The organism is Pantoea eucrina (assembly GCF_001691555.1).
Taxonomy (GTDB): domain Bacteria; phylum Pseudomonadota; class Gammaproteobacteria; order Enterobacterales; family Enterobacteriaceae; genus Pantoea; species Pantoea borealis.
On sequence record NZ_MAYN01000007.1, the window covers coordinates 129,786 to 151,009 of the forward strand.

The window sequence follows — 21,224 nt, forward strand, 5'->3', positions numbered from 1 at the left end:
TAAGTTTGTCTCTGAGTTCACCAGCGTTAACAATAACAACAGAACTTGTCATGGCAGTAAGAATGACTTTAAGTGAAGCGATTTTTATTCCTGACAATTATTGAAAACAGGTAACCTGGTGAATTTTTGTAATCTTTTGCTAATGATCTACAGGGTTTGATATGGCGGAACACACTTCTTCAATCGATGACGAATCTCAAGGATATATCCTCAAATCACTTGAGGATATGCGGCGTAAATTGCTGGATTTGACTTCACGAAACCGGCTATTAAATTTTCCGGTTAATCAAAAGCACTCTTCCTTACGTATCATCAATGAGTTGCCAGATCAGCTATTTCAAACGCTTATGTCAGAACAGGCCATGCAGTTCGCTCCTGTGCCGGATCCGACCAAAACACAGTTACAGCATTTTGGTTATCTGGAGAAAAATGCCTCTTCAGCAGAAGAGAAAGCAACAAAATCCTTGCCCGATGCGAAAACCTGGGCTGGCAAACTGGGTATTAATACCAGCTATGAATTGTTGAGCAGCGCTCAAAACAATATTTCATCAGAAGATTATGAGCTGGTAATCAAAGCAAGAGATGTCATCCTTGAGCATCTGGAAGATAACGGAGGCTCTTTAGCAGGCATCAGAAGTACTGAGGCTAACTCCGGTCTTCCAGGCGAACATCTGGATTCTCTTCTTACCCGGCTTGGCTACAAAGATATTGGTGAGTTTGAGCGTGATACGAAAGCGGGCAAGCCGTTGCGTAAACCATCAGTTCAGACATCCCTGACCGATGACCAAATACAGACACTTTACTATCCAGCCGAGCTGGAAGCCGTGTTGCGTTCTATCCATGGTAAGGCGCAGGTCGCAATTGAAGAGACGGGAGCCGGTATTCTCTATTTGTCCCTTGGCTTTCTGGAATGGTATGAAAGTGAAGATTCAGATAAGGCTCGACTTGCTCCACTCTTTACTGTTCCGGTGACGCTTGAGAAAGGTAAGCTCGATCCACAGGCCGGCCTCTATCGTTACCACTTACGTTATACCGGGGAAGACATTATCCCTAATTTGTCGCTGCATGAGAAATTACAGGGCGATTTTGGTATTGCCTTGCCCATCCTGGATGACGAGATGTTGCCTGAAACTTACTTTAAACAAATACAGGCAATTATCGAAAAGAATAAGCCGCGCTGGAAAGTGCGTCGCTACGGAGCATTAAGTTTATTAAACTTCAGCAAGATGCTGATGTATCTTGATCTTGATCCAGAGCGTTGGCCTCAAGGCAGTCAAAACTTACTGAATCATGAAGTGATTAAACGCCTTTTTACATCTCAGGCAGAAAACAATTCGAATACAGGAAGTTTGTCCAGGGAATATTCGATCGATACTCTCGATAACATTCATGAAAAATTTCCGCTTATTTATGATGCTGATAGTTCGCAGCATAGCGCTCTGATTGATGCTATAAACGGCGAAAATTTGGTAATCGAAGGACCACCAGGGACGGGGAAATCACAAACAATAACGAACCTTATTGCCGCTGCGATGCTAAACGGTAAAAAGGTTCTCTTTGTTGCGGAAAAGCTCGCTGCGCTAGAAGTAGTAAAACACAGGCTCGATAAGGCGGGATTAGGTGATTTTTGTCTGGAACTTCACAGTCATAAATCACATAAGCGTAAGGTTTTAGAGGATATCCAGAAAAGGCTGCATAACCCGTCATTGCAAAAAACGCCTGCGCAAATTGACGCAGAGATTTCACGCTATGAAGATTTGAAGAGTCAGTTAAACAGCTACGCTCAGGAAATTAATGAGATCTGGAAACAAACCGAGCTGACTATTCACCAGATTTTGACCGGGGCGACACGCTATCGACGCGAACTGGGTATTGATCCCACTCAATTGCATATAGAAAACCTTTCGGGGCAGAAATTAGATCGCGTGGCGCAGTTAAGACTACGTGACGAAATCAAAGAGTTTAAAGATGTCGTTGTGGAGTTTCGTCAACAGGTCGGTGAGCATGCTGAACTATGGGAGCATCCCTGGTATGGCATCAATAACGTCGATATCCAGCTTTTCGACAGTGATAGAATCGTTTCAATTCTGAATGAATGGAATGCAGCATTAATCTCGTGGCAGCAGGCACTCTCAGATTTTTTAAATCAGTATTCGATTGTTACTGCCAATCATGACGAAATGAGCTGGCAGACTCAGTTAGTTGAGTTGTCCGGTCGACTTCCGGATCTGCCCGCTGAAGCTGATTTTCAGGCTTACGCCAGACTTGATGATAATAAGGTTGAACATTTAAAAAATTGGCTGGTGGATTTCAATGTCGTTCAGGCTGATTATCGTCATATGGCTGACTACCTGATGCCTGAAAAATTGCGTCTCCTTGAGGAAGGGGCTTCTGCGCCTGACTTCCCGAATATTGCTAAAACATTTGGTCTGGATAGCGTGACCACGCTTGCTGATGTCGTGCGTCTGATTCGTAGTTTAGAACAAATGTATGTTTCTTTTGAATCAGATCGTGAGCATCTTTCCGCACTACTTGAATCTTTACCATCTTCTGTTTCCGAAAGATTTCCTGTTACTCCGCAAGGTTTTAGTCAAATAGCGACATTTATTTATGTTGCATTTGAGCTACCTGGCGATTTAGTTAAATACAGACATGAAAGGTTCGATGATGATGGTATCGAGCCGCTGATCGAAGAATTAAGCCAGCGGTTGGCATCGTTACATACCCTGCGCGACCAGTTAAAGTCACGCTTTGTACTGAATAAAGTAACTGATGATGAACAGCTGAAGACTATTGAAAGCAGCTTGAAAGACTCTGGCTTGTTTAGCTGGTTAAGCGGCTCATGGCGACAAGCCAAAAATACGCTAGTCGGCTTATCCAGCGAACCTAATACTAAATGGAAAACGCTTTATAATGAACTGCCCAGGCTTCGTCAGTATGCTCAAGAACTAACTGAGTTTGAGGCACGTAATTTTAGCCAAATTTTCGGTGAGCTTTATCAAGGATTAGAAACTGAGCCGAGCCAGTTGCGACAACTTCGAGACTGGTATAGCAAAGTGCGTAGTGTCTGGGGTATCGGCTTCGGCGCTAACGTTGCCATAGGCAGCGCTTTACTCACTTTGGATAGCCAGATTTTCAAAGGTATCCAGCAGTTAAAACATCAAGGTGTGGATACTCAAATCTCGCAGCATCTGACCAAACTGAAAGAGTTTGAAGAAACAATCTCATCAAACGTTTTGTTCCCTGAAAACGTTCAAACACTGGCCGGTAACAAAAATATTTTTTCACCACTTATAGCCAACCTTAAGGATGCACTGTTTCCAATACAGCAATGGTTTACAGCTGAGCAACTTACTTTGGAGACAGTAAATGAAAAGATCGTCATCTTGCATAAAATACAAGGAAAACAGCGTATTTTAGGTGAAGATATGTTGCCCGGCGATATTTTTGCGATAGCTAATGAAATGGCTTTCGGAGCAAGTAAAGATAATACGCGTCTTCTAAATGTGATGAGTGAAACCATTACTTTTACAGAAAAAATGCGTGAAAAAATACACAACTCTGATTTGGCTGATGCTATCAAAAATTTATCCGGCGGCGATGAGTACCGAAGCCTGCAACAGCATTTTTACGCCCTTAGGCACAAGTGGGAAATTCAAACAGACCGGCAAATGAATTTTGCACAGGAGACTCAGCTTGATATTGTGCAATGGCAACAGCGATGCCGGGATCGTCTCTCCGCATTAATAGAGCGTAATAAAGAAGCAATATCTAAACCTCGATGGTTAAATGGTTGGCTTAATTTTACCCGCGTATCTAAAGCTATTGAAAGTAACGGGCTACAGCGTATCCGTGATGCGGTCATGAGCCATAAACTTGCAATTGAACAAATCGATACCGGCTTGCAGGTGGCTATTTTCGATCAGCTGGCGCGCGAAGTTGCTTCTGAACGTCCGCATCTTCTACGGGTGTCGGGTAATAGCCGGAGCGCCATGCAAAAAACATTTCGTGACTATGACAAGGCGCTTCAGAAATTACAGCGTGAACGTATAGCAGCCGTCATTGCAAGCAATCCGGTTCCCCAGGGCGCATCAGGGGGAAGAAAAGCAGACTACACGGAAATGGCTCTTATCAGAAACGAGACCGGCAAGAAGACGCGGCACGTTCCGATCCGTCAACTTATTAATCGAGCCGGTCGCGCACTGCTCCAGTTGAAGCCCTGTTTTATGATGGGGCCAATGTCTGCGGCTAATTACCTTCAACCGGGTGACATTGAATTTGATCTTGTTGTGATGGATGAAGCTTCACAGGTTAAGCCTGAGGATGCGTTGGGAGTTATCGCGCGCGGTAAGCAAATTGTCGTAGTTGGTGACCCTAAACAGCTTCCGCCAACCAGCTTCTTTGATCGTGCAGGCATTGATGATGATGATGAAGACACTTCTGCAGTAAGTCAGACTGACAGTATTCTTGATGCCTCTTTGCCGCTTTTCAAAATGCGCCGTTTAAGATGGCATTATCGTTCTCAGCACGAGAGCCTGATTGCCTACTCTAACCGTCATTTTTATAACAGCGATTTAGTTGTTTTCCCTTCACCTAACGCTCATGCTCCAGAATATGGCGTTAAATTCAGCTTCGTTAAAAACGGTCGTTTTATTACTCAGCATAATATTGAAGAAGCTCGGGTTATTGCCAAGGCTGTGGCTTTACATGCAATTCATTCACCTGAGGAGTCTTTGGGGATCGTAGCCATGAACTCAAAGCAGCGTGAACAAATTGAACGAGCCATTGACGAAATGTGTCGTGAAGACTCTCAAGCTGATGCAGCTATTGATCGGTTAAGAACGAAAAGCGATGCACTCTTTGTTAAGAACCTCGAAAACGTTCAGGGCGATGAGCGCGATGTCATCTTTATTTCGTTTACTTATGGGCCGGGTGAGGCTGATGGCAAAGTATATCAACGCTTTGGCCCTATCAACTCAGATGTCGGCTGGCGTCGCTTGAACGTTCTTTTCACTCGTTCTAAAAAAAGAATGCATGTTTTCAGTTCAATGCGAGCGGAAGATGTTCAGGTGACAGAAACATCTAAGCGTGGCGTTCAGGCCTTACGCGGCTTTTTGCACTTTGCTGAAAAGGGCAACATGGATGGACTTTCTCAGATTACCGGGAAAGCGCCGGATAGTGATTTTGAAGTGGCCGTTATTACAGCGCTGGAAAATGCTGGCTTCCGTTGTGAACCTCAGGTCGGGGTAGCCGGATTCTTTATTGATATTGCGGTTCGTGATCCCGGCAAGCAGGGACGTTATTTGATGGGGATTGAGTGTGATGGTGCGACTTACCATTCTGCTAAGTCCGCTCGTGACAGGGATCGCTTACGGCAGGATGTGTTAGAGGGACTGGGATGGCGGATTCGTCGTATATGGTCCACAGATTGGTTCAGTAATCCTGAAGAGGTTTTGGAACCTATTATTCGTGAATTACATCAATTAAAAACCACAGGTCCTGAACATGAATATTCTGAAGAGCAGGCTATCGAACAATTAGTTGTTGAAGAACATGAAGCCAGTGCGAATGTAACAGCTTTTAGCGATAGTGCTGAGCCGCTTAGATTGCGGCTTGAACGTTTTGCCAGAGAGGTGATAGACATAGAGTGTCCCTATATTGCAGATGAAAGTAAATTGCTACGCCCTGCTATGATTGAAGCTTTGGTTGAGCATCAGCCGTTGTCACGCTCTGAGTTTGTAGAGCGTATACCTAAATATCTGCGTGAAGCGACCGAAAGCAAGATGGGCAAGACTTATTTAGATAGAGTTTTGTCTATCATTGACGGAGAAGGGGCAGAGTAAAACCTCACAGTGAGGCAAGGAGGCCTCTTGTAACTTATGTGCACCTGATTTTTATTAAGGTTATTGATTTTTTAAGAATGCATGATCATTGCGTTGTTTACCGTTTGACGGTTTTGATCACTATTTCAGTGATCAGTTTTTATGATCAGATTTTCATACTGCTCCTTACCCAAAATCACATCCAGCGTTTAGTCAACATTGGGTCAAAAAGCCCAATGGGAAAGTTAAAAAGATACTGTCGGGCTATGATGACGTTCAAACCGTAAAAATCCGCATATAAGCTCCTTCATTGGCAGTAAGGCTGCCTCATCCAATATTGGCTATCTGTCAGGGGCAGTGTCGCAGCCCACACTATTTACGTCACCCACTACATCACCTGAATCGCACCCAAAGAAAAAGGAGTCAGACGATTTCTCATCTAACTCCTTGTTTTATTTGGTGGCCCCTGCTGGGTTTGAACCAGCGACCAAGCGATTATGAGTCGCCTGCTCTAACCACTGAGCTAAGGGGCCAGTAGTGCGGGGATTATAAAGTATCTGGCAGAGGCGATCCAGCGTTCACCGATCGGTTGATGAAAATTAGCACAATGGTGAGTGATTGATATTAATGAAAAAATCGGTGTGCTGCTGTGACAGGAGTGATTGCCACAACAGTTTGAGCGTTTTTTTGCTGACCAGGCAGTAAAAGAAATCGTTAACTGGCCGGGTTGCTGGCGCTGGCTTTTCACTTATCATAATTACCACGCTTTCCCCATCCCGCTGAATACTCTACCCTTTAAGCTCGTTTATCAGGCATTCAGAGGCGTATGCAACCCGAACATGACATTCGCGATATCATCGCACACGATCTGCAGGTGCTGTTCTGCGGCATTAACCCCGGCAAATCTTCTGCGCATACCGGCTATCATTTTGCGCATCCCGGCAACCGCTTCTGGAAAGTGATCTATCTGGCTGGGTTTACGCGCGAGCTGCTGAAGCCGGAGCAGGAGCAGCGGCTGCTGGAGACCGGCTGCGGCATCACCGCGCTGGTTGAGCGTCCCACCACGCAGGCGAGCGAGCTGAGCGGCGATGAGCTGCGCGACGGCGGGCTGCGGCTGCAGGATAAAATTTTGCGTTATCAGCCGCGGGCGCTGGCGGTGCTGGGCAAGGATGCGTATCAGCGTGCGTTCCGGCAGCGTAAAGTGGAGTGGGGCGAGCAGCCGCAGCCGCTGATGGAGACGCGCATCTGGGTGCTGCCAAACCCCAGCGGGCTCAACCGCGCTTCGCTGGAGGAGATGGTGGCAGCGTATCGCCAGCTGGCGGATGCACTGGGGCTGCCGGAGCGCGGGCAATAAAAAACCCCGGCGTGCCGGGGTTTGTGTTTTCCTGCAGACGATTAATCGTCGAGGAAGCTGCGCAGCACTTCCGAGCGGCTCGGGTGGCGCAGTTTACGCAGCGCTTTGGCTTCAATCTGACGGATACGCTCACGCGTGACGTCAAATTGTTTGCCCACTTCTTCCAGCGTGTGGTCGGTGTTCATATCGATACCAAAACGCATACGCAGGACTTTCGCCTCGCGTGCGGTCAGGCCCGCCAGCACGTCGTGGGTCGCAGAACGCAGGCTCTCAGAGGTAGCAGAGTCCAGCGGCAGCTCCAGCGTGGTATCTTCGATGAAATCACCCAGATGCGAATCTTCGTCATCACCAATCGGCGTCTCCATGGAGATAGGCTCTTTGGCGATCTTCAGCACCTTGCGGATCTTATCTTCCGGCATCAGCATACGTTCAGCCAGCTCTTCCGGGGTCGGCTCGCGGCCCATCTCCTGCAGCATCTGGCGCGAAATACGGTTGAGCTTGTTGATGGTCTCAATCATATGCACCGGAATACGGATGGTACGCGCCTGATCGGCGATAGAGCGGGTGATCGCCTGACGGATCCACCAGGTGGCATAGGTTGAGAACTTATAGCCACGGCGGTATTCAAACTTATCAACCGCTTTCATCAGGCCGATGTTGCCTTCCTGAATCAGATCGAGGAACTGCAGGCCGCGGTTGGTATATTTTTTCGCGATAGAGATAACCAGACGCAGGTTAGCTTCAACCATCTCTTTCTTCGCGCGGCGCGCTTTCGCTTCGCCGATCGACATACGACGGTTAATGTCTTTAACCTGTTCGATGGTCAGGCCGGTCTCTTCCTCGATCTGCAGCAGCTTCTGCAGCGAGCGCATCACATCGTCTTCAACATCTTTCAGCTTTTCAGACCACGGCTTGTTCATCGCCAGGGCTGCTTTGAACCAGCTCTCACTGGTTTCGTTACCGGTGAACAGCGTGATGAAGTTCTTCTTCGGCATTTTGCACAGTTCAACACACAGCTTCATGATCAGGCGCTCTTGCGTACGCACGCGCTCCATCATTTCACGCATGTTGTTTACCAGGTAGTCGAACTGCTTCGGCACCAGGCGGAACTGCTTGAAGACTTCAGAAAGATTGTTGATTTCGGCAACGGCATCAGCGTGGCTGCGGCCTTTCGCTTTAATAACGGTACGGGTTGCTTCGTACTGAGTGCGCAGCTCGAGGAATTTCTCGCGCGCCAGTTCCGGATCGATAGAGTTGTCGTCGTCGCTGCTGTCGTCGTCGTCGCTCTCTTCATCTTCCTCTTCGTCGTCATTGCGGTCTTCTTCAGACAGCTCAGAACCAACGTGCGTGGCGGTAGGGGCGAGATCTTCTTCAGCGTTAGGATCGACAAAACCGGTGATGAGATCGGACAGGCGTGATTCGCCCGCTTCCACACGATCGTACTGATCGAGCAGGTAGGTGATAGCTTCCGGATATTCGGCAACAGAGCACTGCACCTGGTTGATACCGTCTTCGATACGCTTGGCGATGTCGATTTCGCCTTCACGTGTCAGCAGCTCCACGGTACCCATTTCACGCATGTACATGCGCACCGGATCGGTTGTGCGTCCGATTTCAGATTCAACGCTGGATAAGACCTGCGCGGCAGCTTCTGCGGCATCTTCATCTGTGTCGGTGCTGTTCTCATTCAGCATCAGATCATCGGCATCAGGGGCTTCTTCCACCACCTGGATACCCATATCGTTGATCATCTGAATGATGTCTTCGATCTGATCGGAGTCGACGATATCTTCCGGCAGATGGTCATTGACCTCAGCATAGGTCAGATAGCCCTGCTCCTTACCACGGGTGACAAGCAGCTTAAGCTGTGACTGCGGGTTTTGCTCCATAAGACGGTATCCACACTTCTGTTAATTAGATTGGTGTCGGTCGGCAGCGAGCCAACTATAACAGTGAAGGCATTATGTTATTGCCGCTGCCTTCAACGCGGCCAGGGCTGCAGCCCCTTTTAGTTCGGCACTTAAGCCGCTTGATATTCGGTCTGAAATCGTTGTGCTTTACGGTTACGCTTAATGTGCGTGTAAACCGAAAGCGGCAGGCCGGAACAGGAAATACTCCACCATTCCGACCCGGCTGAATCTTATTTTTTCGCTAATGCCTGGCTTAATGCCCAGAATTCGCGCCGCTCAGCGGCACTGAGCCCTTCGGTGCGCTCACGCGCAATCAGCGCTTCCAGGCGCTGCTCCAGCGCAGCGTCATAAATGCTTGCCAGTGAATCCTGAAACACCGCTTCGGCTTCCTCATCTACTATCATGTGGTTCCAGGTAGCCAGTGTTTCAAGGGGCTGGCTAAAATTTGTCCCGCGATATAACTCTAGTAGCTGTCCGGTCGTCAGGCCAGGATTCTCTGTGCAGCGGCTGACCAGATCGACAAACAGCGACAGACCGGCAAGTTTTGACTGCGCCAGCCCGTCAAGCGTGGGCACAATCGTCGCAAACTGCGGATTCTGCACCAGCAGCGCAATCAGTACGCGCATTGTGGTGCGCTTCAGCGGTGGCGCAACAGGCGGCGTACCGTTTTCTGCCGCCTTTGGCATCAGCCGGTCTAACTGGTTATCGTCCAGAATGCCGAGTTTATTACCCAGCGTCTGGCGCATATAGATCCGCAGCGTTTCGCCCGGGATCTGGCTGATCAAAGGCAAAGCCAGCGTCGCCAGCTTGGTACGGCCATCGCGGGTGCTCAAATCCACCTGTGGCATCAAACTGTCAAACAGAAACACCGACAGCGGCATCGCCTGCTCCATGCGTGCTTCAAACGCTTCTTTCCCCTCTTTACGCACCAGCGTATCGGGATCTTCGCCATCAGGCAGAAACATAAAGCGTAGCTGACGCCCGTCATTCATATAGGGCAGGGCGGTTTCCAGCGCGCGCCAGGCGGCTTCGCGACCGGCCCGGTCACCGTCATAACAGCAGATAACCGTGTCAGTCGAGCGGAACAACAGCTGAATATGTTCAGCCGTTGTGGAGGTTCCCAGCGACGCCACGGCATAATCGATGCCGAACTGTGCCAGGGCGACCACATCCATATAGCCCTCCACCACCAGCAGGCGTGCCGGCTGAGGATGGTTCTTCTGTGCTTCGTAAAGGCCATAGAGCTGGCGGCCTTTATGGAAAATCGGTGTTTCCGGCGAGTTTAGATACTTAGGCGTATCATTACCCAGCACGCGTCCGCCAAAGCCGATAACGCGTCCGCGCTTATCGCGGATCGGGAACATCACGCGATCGCGGAAGCGATCGTAGCTGCGGCCTTTATCATTGGTGACCAGCATGCCCGCTTCCATCAGCGATTCGCGGTCTTCCTGCTGCTGTCCAAAACGCTTCAGCACGTTATCCCAGCCCGCAGGCGCATAGCCAATCGCAAAGTGATCGATCACCTGCTGGCTGAGCCCGCGTGAGCCTAAATAGCGCTGGGCACTCTCCGCTTCCGGACTGCGCAGGCTCTGCTGATAGAAACCATCCAGTTTCTCCAGCAGCTGGTAAAGACTCTGACGCTGATGACGCTCAATCGGGCTGGGGCCGCTGCCTGTTTCGTACGGCACTTCAAGGCCGTGCTGGGTGGCGAGTTCTTCAACGCTCTCTACAAATTCCAGACGATCGTGATTCATCAGGAAGTCGATAGCGTTGCCTTTGGCACCACAGCCAAAGCAGTAGTAAAACTGCTTTTCACCGCTGACGGTAAAAGAGGGGGTTTTTTCGTTATGGAATGGACAGCACGCGTGATAGTTCTTACCCTGCTTTTTCAGCTTAACGCGGGCATCGATGAGATCCACGATATCCGTGCGGGCAAGTAAATCATTGATAAAAACGCGTGGAATTCGTCCAGCCATAAGCCCCGATTTTTTTCAGCTCTTAAACGGCAACAAGCCGCGCTTCCTTTCGGAAAGCACGGCCTCTTACTTGACTCTGTCTGCGTTTAACACGCGGCGGAAGCGAACTTCCGAAAGAAATTAGTACAGACGAGTGCGGCGTGCGTTTTCGCGAGCCAGTTTCTTGGCGTGACGCTTAACTGCTGACGCTTTAGCGCGCTTACGCTCGGTCGTTGGTTTTTCATAAAACTCACGACGACGAACTTCAGCCAGAACGCCTGCTTTCTCGCAGGAACGCTTGAAGCGACGCAGTGCTACGTCGAATGGCTCGTTTTCACGTACTTTAATTACCGGCATGTAACTCTCACCTCGATAAAATTCGGTTTTTGCTGCTGACTGCGGCGCCAGCACATTTCAAAATGGTGCAGCATTTTACTCCAGCCGGGGCTGGCTTGTAAAGCACCATGGATAATTTAGAACCAACAGGAGCGTTTGCCTGTGCGGCTGCCGGTTTTTTCAGGCCGTGGAGTATAGCGCACTCTTTGTGCGGCAGAAAAACACTTTTTCCCGTCAAAGTAGTCCGGCGGCAGTTTTGCCTGTGCTACACTGCGCGCCGCAAGAAGAGGGTAATAAAGCTATGCGAGTTCTGGGTATTGAAACGTCCTGCGATGAAACCGGCATCGCGATTTATGACGATGCGTCCGGTCTGCTGGCGAATCAGCTGTATAGCCAGGTGAAGCTGCATGCCGACTACGGCGGCGTGGTGCCGGAACTGGCATCGCGCGACCACGTGCGCAAAACGGTGCCGCTGATACAGGCGGCGCTGAAAGAAGCGCACCTGCAGGCCAGTGATATCGATGCGGTTGCCTATACCGCCGGTCCGGGTCTGGTGGGGGCGCTGCTGGTCGGGGCCACGATTGGCCGCGCGCTGGCTTTCGCCTGGAATGTGCCGGCGGTGCCGGTGCATCATATGGAAGGCCATCTGCTGGCCCCGATGCTGGAAGAGCATCCGCCGGCGTTTCCGTTTGTCGCGCTGCTGGTCTCCGGCGGCCATACCCAGCTTATCAGCGTCACCGGTATCGGGGAGTATACGCTGCTGGGTGAGTCAATCGACGATGCGGCGGGTGAAGCATTTGATAAAACAGCCAAGCTGCTGGGGCTCGACTATCCGGGCGGCCCCATGCTGTCACGCATGGCACAGCAGGGCACAGCCAACCGCTTCCGCTTCCCGCGTCCGATGACCGATCGCCCGGGCCTCGACTTCAGCTTCTCCGGACTGAAAACCTTCGCGGCAAATACCATTCGCGAGCATGACGGTGATGAGCAGGCGCGTGCGGACATTGCCCGTGCATTTGAAGATGCGGTTGTGGATACGCTGATGATCAAGTGCAAACGCGCGCTGGAGCAGACCGGCTTTACGCGGCTGGTGATCGCCGGCGGCGTCAGCGCCAACCGCACGCTGCGCACGCGCATGGCAGAAATGATGAGTGCGCGCGGCGGCGAGGTATTTTATGCCCGGCCTGAATTCTGCACCGATAACGGCGCGATGATCGCCTATGCCGGCATGGTACGCCTGAAGGGCGGAACGCGGGGTGAGCTGGGCGTCAGCGTCCGTCCGCGCTGGCCGCTGGCGGAACTGCCCGCTATCTGAAAACAAAAAACCGGCGCGCAGCCGGTTTTTTTACGCTTTCTTTTTTTTCCGTTTCCAGACGCGATTTTCCTGTCCGCGCCACAGCCGCTGAATATTGTCATGATGCCGCAGCAGGATCAGGCAGGAGAGCATCGACACCGGAAACGTAAACTGCGGTTTGAACCACCAGACGTAGAACGGTGCGATCAGCGCGCTGACGATGGCGCCCAGCGAGGAGTAGCCGCTCAGCAGCACGGTCAGCAGCCAGGTGCCGGTCATCAGGCCGGTGAGATCCCAGCCAATCGGCGCAATCGCACCCAATGCCGTCGCCACGCCTTTGCCCCCGCGAAAGCGGAAAAACACCGGATAGATATGTCCGAGGCAGGCGGCTATTGCAGTCAGGCCAAGGTACATGGGCGTCACGTGCAACATCCAGGCGATCCAGACCGGAATCATCCCTTTAGCCACATCAAATATCAGTACCGCCGCGGCCGACGCTTTGCCACCGATGCGCAGCACATTCGTGGCGCCGGGATTGCCGGAGCCTGAGGTACGCGGATCGGGCAAACCTGCGAGTTTACAAACCAGTATCGCACTGGAAATCGAGCCGCAAAGATACGCGAAAATAATCATACCAAGCGCGATAGCACTCATAGCGTCGTACCGTTCCTTTTGGGTCGTTTTGTTGCCGGTAAGCGTGGATAATACGCATAATCCGCCGGAAGTGGTATCCGGCCTGGCCAAAAACAGAGAGTGACATCATGGATATCGTATTTATAGAACAACTCACCGTGTTCACCACCATTGGCGTATACGACTGGGAACAGGGTATGCAGCAGAAGCTGGTGCTCGATGTCGAAATGGCGTGGGATAACCGGCGTGCCGCTGCCAGCGACGATGTCAGCGACTGTCTGAGCTATGCCGATGTCACCGATGCCATCCTTTCGCATCTGCAGGGAAACCGGTTTGCGCTGGTCGAGCGCGTCGCGGAAGAAATCTGCGATCTGTTGATGAAGCGTTTCAAAACGCCCGGCGTGCGTATCCGGGTCGGTAAGCCGGGTGCAGTGGCTCAGGCGGCAAGCGTTGGCGTGCGTATCGAGCGCGGGACAATTCCTAAATAAACCCCCTGTGATTGCCATCACAATGAAACCAAATCAAATTATGGTGTGTCTTAGCTGAGGCCGTTGCGTTAAGCGAAGCGAAGTGGCAGAAAACCCTAAGGTTTTCTTCAGATCAACGCCGGCATAATTTCAGGCGGTAGCAGTTTGCGACCGCCTTTTTACTGTTTAAAACGGATAGGGGAAAATTTTGATGGCAGATATGCATCAGCTGTGGGTCGCTGCGATCCTCGGGGTTGTCGAGGGGCTGACCGAGTTTCTGCCGGTCTCATCCACAGGCCATATGATTATTGTCGGGCACCTGCTGGGATTTGAGGGTGATAAAGCAGAGACGTTTGAAGTAGTGATCCAGCTCGGGTCAATTCTGGCAGTGGTCGTGATGTTCTGGCGACGCCTGTTTGGCCTGATTGGCATCCATTTTGGTCAGGAGCGCCATGAAGGTACCGGTACCGGTAAGCTGACGCTGATCCACATTCTGCTCGGGATGATCCCGGCGGTGGCGATCGGTTTACTGCTGCACGATCAGATCAAAACGCTGTTTAATCCGATTAACGTCATGTATGCCCTGGTCGTGGGCGGCGTGCTGCTGCTTGCCGCGGAATTCCTGAAGCCGAAACAGCCAAAAGCGGTGGGCGTGGATGATATCACCTATCGTCAGGCGTTTATGATTGGCTGCTTCCAGTGTCTGGCGCTGTGGCCGGGCTTTTCCCGCTCGGGTGCGACGATTTCGGGCGGTATGCTGATGGGCGTCAGCCGCTACGCAGCGTCGGAGTTCTCGTTCATTCTTGCCGTGCCGATGATGATGGGCGCGACCGTGCTGGATCTCTATAAAAGCATGGGCTTCCTGACGATGCAGGATTTCCCGATGTTCGCGGTGGGCTTTATTACCGCATTCATCGTGGCGCTGCTGGCGATCAAGATCTTCCTTGAGCTGATCAAGCGTATCTCGTTTGTGTCGTTCGCGATCTATCGCTTTATCGTTGCAGCAGCGGTCTACGCCGTGTTTATGTAATAGCGGTCGCGCGGCGGGCTATGCCGGCCGCGCACCGATCAGCCCTTCTTCAATAGCCGCAATCCGGCGCCTGCTCAGCTCTTCCCGCACGTCTGCCCCTTTAAAGCCCGCAGCGATCACCTGCTGCACCGGTACCGCCTGTGCCAGCGCAAACGCCTGACGCAAATAGTTACCCTGCGGATAGGGCATACTCTCCAGCGTGGCACGCCCGCGCGCGTCTGCCTCACTGGTCAGCGCCATTTTTTCGACCCGCTCCGGCTTACGCCAGGCGTCGATGCGATCAAACAGCGCCACCAGCGCCGCGGCTGACTGTCGCTCAATGGTGTGTACGATGTCATGAAACTCGGTCACGATCAGCGCCAGATCGCGCACGTAATTAGGGACGCGCAGCCGCTGGCACAGGGCGGCGACAAGCGGTACACCGGCCAGACCATGACCGTGATGCGACGGCCACTTTTCCGGCGGGGTCAGCGCCTTGCCGACATCGTGAAACAGCGTAGCGAAGCGCACGTCCAGCTCATCAGAGAGCGCGGCTGCCAGCGTCAGCGTCATCAGCGTATGCACACCGGTATCAATCTCAGGATGCCATTTCGGCGGGGCTGGAATGCCGTACAGATTGTCAATCTCCGGGAAAAGTACCTGCAGTGCGCCACAGTCGCGCAGTACCTGAAAATAGACCTGCGGGTTGCGCGTGAGCAGCGCGTTTTCCGTCTCTTTCCAGACGCGCTCTGCTGTCAGGTGCGCCAGTTCGCCACTGGCGGCCATCTCTGCCATCAGCGTCTGCGTTTCAGCGGCAATGCGAAAACCGAGGTGGGCATAGCGGGCGGCAAACCGTGCCACGCGCAGCACGCGCAGCGGATCTTCGCTAAACGCTGCCGAAACGTGACGCAGCGTGCGGCTGGCAAGATCGCGCTGGCCGTGGCAGGGATCGATCAGGCTGCCATCCTCCGCCTGCGCGATGGCGTTGATGGTCAGATCGCGCCGCTGCAGATCCTGCTCCAGCGTGACATCGGGCGCAAAATGCGTGATAAAGCCGGTGTAGCCGCTGCCCTGTTTGCGCTCGGTGCGCGCCAGCGCATACTCCTCCCGACTGTGCGGATGTAAAAAGACCGGAAAATCGCGGCCTACCTGCTGATAATTTTGCGCCAGCATCTCATCAGGCGTGGCGCCAACCACCACCCAGTCACGATCTTTTACCGGCAGCTGCAGTAAAGCATCACGCACTGCACCACCGACCAGAAAGGTTTTCACTCAACAACTCCAGAGGTATTCAGATAACTGCGCGTCAGGCGCGTGTTTCATAATTGTTGCATACTTTGGCGGAAAAGCGGGCATGGGAAAGGGGGCATCTGGCGATCCCCCCTGAAAAAACGGCTGGCGTACGGCGGATCAATTCATCCAGCGATCTTTCTTTTTACGGCGCGGCACCATATGCGGCAGCAGCAGACCCAGCAGCAGGCCAACGCCCAGCACGCCGCCGCCGTACATAAACCACTGCATAATAATGGTGCGCTGCTTGTCATCCAGCTGTACGTTGGCTGCGCTCACTTTTTTCTGCGCCACAATCAGCTCATTTTTAAGCTTCTGGTTTTCCTGTTTCAGACCATCGATTGTGCCGTCGCTGTTAGCGACTTTGTTCTGCATTTCTGACGTGCGCTGATTCCAGCTGTTATCAATGTTAGCCAGCTTGTCGGTCAGATCTTTAACCTGCTGCTCCAGCTGCGGCACGCGGGTACGCAGGCTCGGGGTGGCGCTTAGCTGCGACAGCGGGATCCAGTTGGTTTTGCCTTCTGCATCGCGAATTTGCGCGTATTGCGCATCGCTGTTGGTCTGCACCACGGTAACTTCTTCCCCGGCGTTCAGCTTACCGACCAGGCGATACTGATCGCCCGGACCGCTGCGTACCCAGGTCGATAATTCATCGGAGATATAACGCTTTTCATCGGCAGCGTGAGCGGGGGTGATGGCGCTGAAAGCCAGCAAAGAAAGGGCGGCAAGTGTAATTTTTTTCATTCGATGTCGTGTTTTCTTGATGGGCGTAAATTTACCGGCACAGTCTGGAGTTGCCTCGCATAAATCTGAATGAGAACTATCCTGGTCTCAATCCGGCGGGAAAAGGGGCGTAAAAGCACAAGAAAGCCGAGACAGCGTGCTTGTGGTGCATTACTCTCGCCAGATTAACCGTATAAGTGCCAGCAGCGTAGTAAATAAAAAATTATGACCACTGAAATCGAATTAAAGTTCATTGCCACCCCGCAGGCTGCCGCTACTCTGGCAGAGACGCTGGCCGCCTGGCCACATCAGCATGAAGCCGCTCGCGAGCTGACGAATATCTACTATGAAACAGACGACAACCAGCTGCGCCGCTGGGATATGGGGCTGCGCATCCGGGGGGTAGACAAGCGTTATGAGATGACGCTTAAGACCGCGGGTCAGACGCTGGGCGGTCTGCACCAGCGCCCGGAGTACAACGTGGAGATGACGGCACCACAGCTTGATATCGCCCGCCTGCCCGCAGAAATCTGGCCGCAGGGTACCGACATTGCCCGCCTGCAGCAGCGACTGCAGCCGCTATTCAGCACCCATTTCCGGCGCGAAACCTGGACGGTACAGGCAGGTGACAGCATTATTGAAATTGCCTTCGATCAGGGCAGCGTGGCGGCCGGCGAGCTTAGCGAACCGCTGCGGGAAGTTGAGCTGGAGCTTAAACAGGGTACACCGGCCGATCTGCTCAGACTTGCGCAGACACTGGCAGCGGGCGGCGGACTGCGTCCCGGCAGCCTGAGCAAAGCTGCGCGCGGCTATCAGCTGGCGCAGGGCGACGCACTGCGTCCGGTTCGGGCACTGCCGTTGCTGAAAGTGACACCAAAAGCAACAGTAGAGCAGGGGATGGTCGCTGCGCTCAGCGCCGCGCTGGATCACTGGCAGTATCATGAAGAGGTCTGGCTGCGCGGTAACCCGGCAGCGCGGCAGGCTGTGCTGGAGGCGCTGGAAACGCTGCGACAGGCATTTTCGCTGTTTGGTGCGCTGGTGCCGCGTAAGGCTAACAGCGATCTGCGCCAGAAACTGACCCGGCTGGAGGAACTGCTGCAGGATGAAGCTATCAGCGCGGAAACCCTCTGTTTCTCTGCCACCTCCGTAGAAGCGCAGATGGCGCTGACGTGCTGGCTGGCAGAAGCACAGTGGCAGCCGTGGATCGACAGCAAAAATCAGATCAAGCTGCAGGGCTCTTATAAACGCTTTTGCGACATCATGCTGAGCCGCGTGGCAGCGGATCTGCGGGAAACCTTTACGGATGTAAAACTGATCGGCGAGTTTCAGGATAAGACCACGCGCCTGCAGCGACAGCTGCTGGCTGTTTGCCTGCTGGCGGCGGCCTATCCCGCTGAAGAGGTATGCCAGTGGATGGCTGGCTGGCAGGAACTGCAGCTCGCCATCCGGGAAAAACAGCAGCACGGCCTGATCCAGCTCGCTACGATGGCCATACGCCAGCCGCCATTCTGGCTGAGCAGCGGCGTCAGGCGTTAACAACCTCATGTAAAATTCAGGGAGAGAGGATGCAGTTACCGTTACCTTCGCTGATGCAGGCGCAGCTGGCCGGCATCGCAGAACGCCTGCAGCTGCCGCTGTCGGCGCTGACGTCTGAGCAGGCTGGCGCGCTGGCCTTCAGTGACTTTATCGTGGATAACCTGCAGCAGCAGCCAGCATGGTGGCTGCAACTGCAGGAGCAGCCTCCTCAGCCTGATGAATGGCAGCACTATGGTCTGTGGCTGCAGCAGGCGCTGCAGCAGGCGGATAGCGAGGCCGCGCTGATGCGTGAGCTGCGCCTGTTTCGCCGGCATATGCTGGTACGTATCGCCTGGATGCAGGCGCTGCAGCACGCCACAACCGAACAGAGCCTGACGCAACTCAGCGTTCTGGCAGAAAGCCTGATTGCGGCCGCCCGCGATCGGGTGTGGCAGGATTGCTGTCGCGATTTTGGCACGCCCTGCAACGAGGCGGGTGAGCCGCAGCCGCTGCTGATCCTCGGCATGGGCAAGCTGGGTGGCGGAGAACTCAATTTTTCCTCTGATATCGATCTGATTTTTGCCTGGCCGGAGAATGGCGTCACGCGTGGCGGGCGACGCGAGCTGGACAACGCACAGTTTTTTACCCGCATGGGGCAGCGCCTGATAAAAGTACTGGATCAGCCTGGCGTTGATGGTTTTGTTTACCGCGTGGATATGCGGCTGCGCCCGTTCGGCGACAGCGGTCCGCTGGTGATGAGCTTTGCGGCACTGGAAGACTATTACCAGGAGCAGGGGCGTGACTGGGAGCGCTACGCCATGGTTAAAGCGCGTCTGATGGGCGACGATCGCGGCGAATGGAGCCAGGCGCTGCAGCAGATGCTGCGGCCGTTTGTCTATCGCCGCTATATCGACTTCAGCGTGATTCAGTCGCTGCGCAATATGAAAGGGATGATCGCGCGTGAAGTGCGCCGCCGTGGCCTGAAAGATAACATTAAGCTGGGCGCAGGCGGCATCCGCGAAACTGAATTTATTGTGCAGGTATTTCAGCTGATACGTGGCGGACGTGAGCGCTCACTTCAGGGGCGCTCATTGCTGCCGGTGCTGCAGGCCATTGGTGAGCTGGAGCTGCTGCGTCCGCAGCAGGTCGGTCAGCTGCATGACGCCTACCTTTTTTTACGCCGGCTGGAGAACCTGCTGCAGAGCATCAATGATGAGCAGACGCAGACGCTGCCGCAGGATGCGCTCAACCGGCAGCGTCTGGCATGGGCGATGAACTGCGCCGACTGGGAAGCGCTGACGGCACAGCTGACGGCGCATATGGCCGATGTACGCAGGGTGTTTGATGAGCTGATTGGCGACGATGCCCCGGACGTTGACGACCAGCCTGAGCTGGCGGAGTTTGCTGCTCTCTGGCAGGACACGCTGGAGGAACATGAGCTGGCGCCGGTGGTGCCACAGTTGTCTGACACGCAGCGGCAGCGCTTTTTTTACGTCCTTAATGACTTCCGGCAGGATGCCAGCCGGCGCACCATCGGGCCGCGCGGGCGGCTGGCCCTCGACCAGCTGATGCCGCGCCTGCTGGGTGAAATCTCCCCGCGGGAGGATGCTGACAGCGTGCTGGAACGTCTGACGCCGCTGCTGCTGGGGGTGCTGACGCGCAGCACCTATCTGGAGCTGCTGACCGAGTATCATGGCGCACTGCGCCATCTGATCCGCCTGTGTGCCGCCTCGCCGATGGTGGCCAGCCAGCTGGCCCGCTATCCGCTGCTGCTGGATGAGCTGCTTGATCCCGCCACGCTGTATCAGCCCACCGCTACTGACGCCTACCGGGACGAGCTGCGGCAATATCTGCTGCGTATTCCGGCAGAGGATGAAGAGCAGCAGCTGGAGGCGGTGCGCCAGTTTAAGCAGGCACAGCTATTGCGTATTGCCGCAGCCGATATCGCCGGGACGCTGCCGGTAATGAAAGTAAGCGATCACTTAACCTGGCTGGCAGAGGCGATCATTGAATCCGTCGTGCAGCAGGCCTGGCAGATGATGGTACAGCGCTATGGCCGGCCTTCGCATCTGACGCACGATGACGAGCGCGGCTTTGCCGTGATCGGCTATGGCAAGCTGGGAGGCTGGGAGCTGGGTTACAGTTCCGATCTCGATCTGGTATTTCTGCATGATTGTCCGGAGAGCGCAGAGACTGACGGTGAACGCGTTATCGACGGACGGCAGTTTTATCTGCGCCTGGCGCAGCGCATCATGCATCTCTTCAGCACCCGTACCGCTTCCGGTATTTTGTATGAGGTGGATGCCCGCCTGCGTCCTTCTGGTTCCGCTGGGATGCTGGTCAGCACCTTTGACGCTTTTGAAGCGTATCAGCGCAATGATGCCTGGACCTGGGAGCATCAGGCGCTGGTGCGCGCGCGGATTGTCTTTGGTGAACCGGCACTGATGGCGCGTTTTACGCAGATCCGTCACGCTATCCTCAGTCTGCCGCGTACAACCGCAGCGCTGCGGGCTGAAGTACGCGAAATGCGTGAAAAGATGCGGGCGCATCTGAGCAACAAACATAAAGGACGCTGGGAGATAAAAACAGATGCAGGGGGTATCACTGACATTGAATTCATTGCCCAGTATCTGGTCTTAGCGTCAGCTGCGCATCAGCCAGCCCTGACGCGCTGGTCAGATAACGTGCGCATTTTTGCTCTGATGGCGCAGCACGATATCATGCCCGCGCAGGAGGCCCAGGCGCTGACGGATGCGTATGTCACACTGCGTGATGCGCTGCATCATCTGGCTTTGCAGACGCTGCCGGGTCACGTTGCACCGGAGCGTTTTGCCCGCGAGCGCGGGATAGTCAACGTCAGCTGGCAGCGCTGGCTGGGCACGATTGAGCCTGACAGCTGAGGCGTGCGGCAGCATC

13 protein-coding genes and 1 tRNA gene are annotated in these 21,224 nt (G+C 53.6%); 7 read left to right on the forward strand and 7 right to left on the reverse strand.

From position 1 onward, the window contains the following. The first annotated feature begins 161 nt into the window (after window positions 1-161). A complete protein-coding gene (gene hhe / locus BBA90_RS04740) occupies window positions 162-5,843 on the forward strand; it encodes a DUF4011 domain-containing anti-phage protein Hhe (protein ID WP_065648152.1) in 5,682 nt (1,893 codons plus the stop codon). Between the two features lie 436 nt (window positions 5,844-6,279). Here the strand turns inward: hhe and BBA90_RS04750 are convergent. After that, a tRNA-Ile gene (locus BBA90_RS04750) sits at window positions 6,280-6,355 on the reverse strand. Between the two features lie 293 nt (window positions 6,356-6,648). Here BBA90_RS04750 and mug point away from each other — a divergent pair. Next, the gene (gene mug / locus BBA90_RS04755; protein ID WP_065648154.1) at window positions 6,649-7,176 is read left to right on the forward strand and encodes a G/U mismatch-specific DNA glycosylase; all 528 of its coding nucleotides are present in this window, start codon (window positions 6,649-6,651) and stop codon (window positions 7,174-7,176) included. A gap of 41 nt (window positions 7,177-7,217) precedes the next feature. On the opposite strand, the gene rpoD is transcribed toward mug, so the two are convergent. The 3 genes from rpoD to rpsU all read right to left on the reverse strand — a co-directional run bounded on the left by rpoD (window position 7,218) and on the right by rpsU (window position 11,398). After that, window positions 7,218-9,065, reverse strand: coding sequence for an RNA polymerase sigma factor RpoD (gene rpoD / locus BBA90_RS04760; RefSeq protein ID WP_065648155.1), 1,848 nt, complete (start codon window positions 9,063-9,065; stop codon window positions 7,218-7,220). Between the two features lie 251 nt (window positions 9,066-9,316). After that, window positions 9,317-11,062 (reverse strand): DNA primase, encoded by a 1,746-nt coding sequence (gene dnaG / locus BBA90_RS04765; protein WP_065648156.1) that lies wholly within the window; start codon window positions 11,060-11,062, stop codon window positions 9,317-9,319. Between the two features lie 120 nt (window positions 11,063-11,182). Next, the gene (rpsU, locus tag BBA90_RS04770) at window positions 11,183-11,398 is read right to left on the reverse strand and encodes a 30S ribosomal protein S21 (protein WP_001144069.1); all 216 of its coding nucleotides are present in this window, start codon (window positions 11,396-11,398) and stop codon (window positions 11,183-11,185) included. 280 nt (window positions 11,399-11,678) lie between these two features. Between rpsU and tsaD the strand changes: the two genes are divergently transcribed. After that, the gene (gene tsaD, locus BBA90_RS04775; RefSeq protein WP_065648363.1) at window positions 11,679-12,692 is read left to right on the forward strand and encodes a tRNA (adenosine(37)-N6)-threonylcarbamoyltransferase complex transferase subunit TsaD; all 1,014 of its coding nucleotides are present in this window, start codon (window positions 11,679-11,681) and stop codon (window positions 12,690-12,692) included. 30 nt (window positions 12,693-12,722) lie between these two features. Here tsaD and plsY read toward each other — a convergent pair whose 3' ends face one another. Further along, window positions 12,723-13,325 carry a glycerol-3-phosphate 1-O-acyltransferase PlsY gene (gene plsY / locus BBA90_RS04780; protein ID WP_065648157.1) on the reverse strand — a complete coding sequence of 201 codons (603 nt, stop codon included), beginning with the start codon at window positions 13,323-13,325 and terminating at the stop codon, window positions 12,723-12,725. A gap of 107 nt (window positions 13,326-13,432) precedes the next feature. Between plsY and folB the strand changes: the two genes are divergently transcribed. Then, window positions 13,433-13,792: a bifunctional dihydroneopterin aldolase/7,8-dihydroneopterin epimerase gene (gene folB / locus BBA90_RS04785; RefSeq protein ID WP_065648158.1), complete on the forward strand. Its 360-nt coding sequence runs from the start codon at window positions 13,433-13,435 to the stop codon at window positions 13,790-13,792. Window positions 13,793-13,982: 190 nt separating this feature from the next. Then, window positions 13,983-14,801 (forward strand): undecaprenyl-diphosphate phosphatase, encoded by an 819-nt coding sequence (gene bacA / locus BBA90_RS04790; protein ID WP_065648159.1) that lies wholly within the window; start codon window positions 13,983-13,985, stop codon window positions 14,799-14,801. Between the two features lie 18 nt (window positions 14,802-14,819). On the opposite strand, the gene BBA90_RS04795 is transcribed toward bacA, so the two are convergent. Together BBA90_RS04795 and BBA90_RS04800 are read right to left on the reverse strand one after the other, a co-directional pair. Further along, window positions 14,820-16,052, reverse strand: coding sequence for a multifunctional CCA addition/repair protein (locus tag BBA90_RS04795; RefSeq protein ID WP_065648160.1), 1,233 nt, complete (start codon window positions 16,050-16,052; stop codon window positions 14,820-14,822). Between the two features lie 138 nt (window positions 16,053-16,190). Next, a complete protein-coding gene (locus BBA90_RS04800) occupies window positions 16,191-16,814 on the reverse strand; it encodes a TIGR04211 family SH3 domain-containing protein (protein WP_065648161.1) in 624 nt (207 codons plus the stop codon). A 204-nt stretch (window positions 16,815-17,018) separates the two neighbouring features. On the opposite strand from BBA90_RS04800, the gene BBA90_RS04805 reads away from it, so the two are divergent. Next, window positions 17,019-18,329 (forward strand): inorganic triphosphatase, encoded by a 1,311-nt coding sequence (locus BBA90_RS04805; protein ID WP_065648162.1) that lies wholly within the window; start codon window positions 17,019-17,021, stop codon window positions 18,327-18,329. Between the two features lie 29 nt (window positions 18,330-18,358). Further along, on the forward strand, window positions 18,359-21,208 hold the full coding sequence (gene glnE, locus BBA90_RS04810; RefSeq protein WP_065648163.1) for a bifunctional [glutamate--ammonia ligase]-adenylyl-L-tyrosine phosphorylase/[glutamate--ammonia-ligase] adenylyltransferase: 2,850 nt from the start codon (window positions 18,359-18,361) through the stop codon (window positions 21,206-21,208). The last annotated feature ends 16 nt before the right edge of the window (window positions 21,209-21,224 follow it).